Raw genomic sequence first — 2,179 nt, 5'->3', positions numbered from 1 at the left:
CTGGAACATCAATTATTACGCGATCGCCAATTTTGAAATTATGGCTTGTCTCCTCGATGCGATCGCCATTTTGCTTAACGGTGTCTGACAGTGACAGTGGAAGTGGTTCAATGTCTTGTGCAGTGGGAGTTTCCACCACTGTCAGTCTGACAGTGGTTGACAGTGGTGACAGTGAATCATAATCGAAGGGTTGATCGCTTTCCGAACCGAGATCGACTGGTGAAGATTCCACCACTGTCAACCGCTGTCGGACTGACAGTGGTGGAATCGTTTGCTGTACGGTCGTTTCAGCGTATCCACTGTCACTGTCAGTCACTGCTAAGCGAAAACTGCCAAATATAGCCTCCGAACTAATGAGTTGTATTTGCAGGCTCCCCTTTTTCGTGGTTGAGACCCTTATCTTGTCTGGGTTAGCGGCTGCTAGCTCTTGAAAATGGCAAAAATATTGGGCAGCTGGAATTTTTCTGAAGAACTGGTTGGTGGATTGAAGTTTCCCAACTGTTAAGACTCCTTCTACCTTCAGCCTCTCAACAATTTTGGCTTTTACCGGATCTACTTCATCTTCGCCGATCGCCTGTCGGACTCTCATTGCTTGCCTCAAATAGAATTCGGCTAGGGCGATCGCTGCCTGAACTCGCTCAACAGGTATCTCTGGGGATGGGCAGCGCTGATCTTCGCAAATCTCCCACAAAATGTGGAGTAGCATCGCAAATTTAGCGCAGTAACCTTCCAGTTTCCCTATAAATCCCCTAATGGCCGGGGATGGGTGTAACAGCCTCTCTTTTTCCTTGATGTTATGCCACAGTCGGAAAACTTGTCTGGCAGAGGTGGAAAAGTAGTAACTCGTTGGGGGAGCCCGATCAATTTTTTGATAGATGTCTTTCAAGAGACCGGATAAATTTAGTTCTGTATCATCTTCCGCCATCGGGTATTCTTGAAGATCGAGAAAGCAAGGTAAGAGTCTGGCAAATTCCCCCCTCGAATCGTCTGCGTCGTTTCCCATCAAACTCAACAATTTAGTGGGCTGGATGCCTCCAGTCACCGAACAGGAGTCTTTAAAGCTGACAATTCGGCCCTTTCTAAGCATCGTACTTCTGTCACCGTTGAAACCGCTCAGCGATGATTCGGTGTCCGACCCTTTCCCTTTGTTGTATTCGCCTCTAGCCGTGACCGTTTGCAAGATCTCATCAGGAGCGTGCAGTATCCCCTTGCTGGGTTGGTTCTCCATGATTTCCCAGATAGATTCTTTCGTACCGCCTCGATAAAGAAAAAGCCTTGCTGGTGGCGGTTCTGAAGGTTCCTCATCTCTGCGAGATTTTTGCTCCTGTGGGGAAAGGGCATCCCAATCTTTCTTCTCTTTGTAGTATGCCGATAGATTTTCGTCATGCCTAGCAAGTGACTCAGTTTGCAAATCGTTGAGCGGCGATAGGAAAATTCTTTCAATAGCCGTTTTCCGATTGCTTGCCTCTGCAATAAGGGCGCTTCTTACAATTGGCGGTTCACTTCTATTGGTGGCCTTTTGATAAATAATTAATGATTCGCTGCTAACCAGGCTGGCAGCTATTGGGATAATTTCGTGAACTGCTATCTCTTCTGGAAAAGGGAACCACCGACAGAGAAGCTGTAGTGGTTTGGCAAGATGTGGGTGGAAAATATCGCCAAGCTTAAGCGAGGCTTTGGAGGATAATTTGTATTCAGAATCTTGGCGCGGGTCTGTTATTTGAAAAATTGTTTGTCTGGCTTCATTCAGAATGTACGGTAATTCGGTGTAAGTTTCGTAACCAAGTTCAACAATTTTATGGCCAGCCGATATCAAGATTCTGCGAATATGCTTTTCTCGAAGCAATTGCACGTATTGGTCAATATTTACGGCTGATACCGTGCGGTCTACCAATGTGGCTAATTTGTTCTCTCCCCCAACCTTATCGAGCTGGTTGCGATCGTGCAGCCACACGCTTATATTCATCAAGTCAGTGGGTTTATCTTTATTATGAAGGTCAAGTGCTGCTTCATATATGATTTGATGGTTCTTTAGGGAAAAAGCTTCTGTACTCAACTTAGGGATTACTTTTTGGATTGCTTGTAAATCAAGCATTATCCCACCCAAAACCTGTTCTTCTACTTCGATATTTTGAGGTGGCAATCTGTCAGTATTAGTTGCGAAGTTGAATGCTGTTGT

1 protein-coding gene is annotated in these 2,179 nt (G+C 45.6%); it reads right to left on the bottom strand.

Annotated features, from left to right (window positions below):
* Positions 1-2,179 (bottom strand): DUF3987 domain-containing protein (locus LAY41_RS32035; protein ID WP_338023086.1); only part of this gene is annotated, 2,179 nt, incomplete at both ends.

It is taken from the genome of Argonema galeatum A003/A1 (assembly GCF_023333595.1).
GTDB classification, from domain to species: domain Bacteria; phylum Cyanobacteriota; class Cyanobacteriia; order Cyanobacteriales; family Aerosakkonemataceae; genus Argonema; species Argonema galeatum.
Note: the sequence above shows the minus strand (reverse complement) of the source record. Positions and strands in the feature narration are given on the sequence as shown.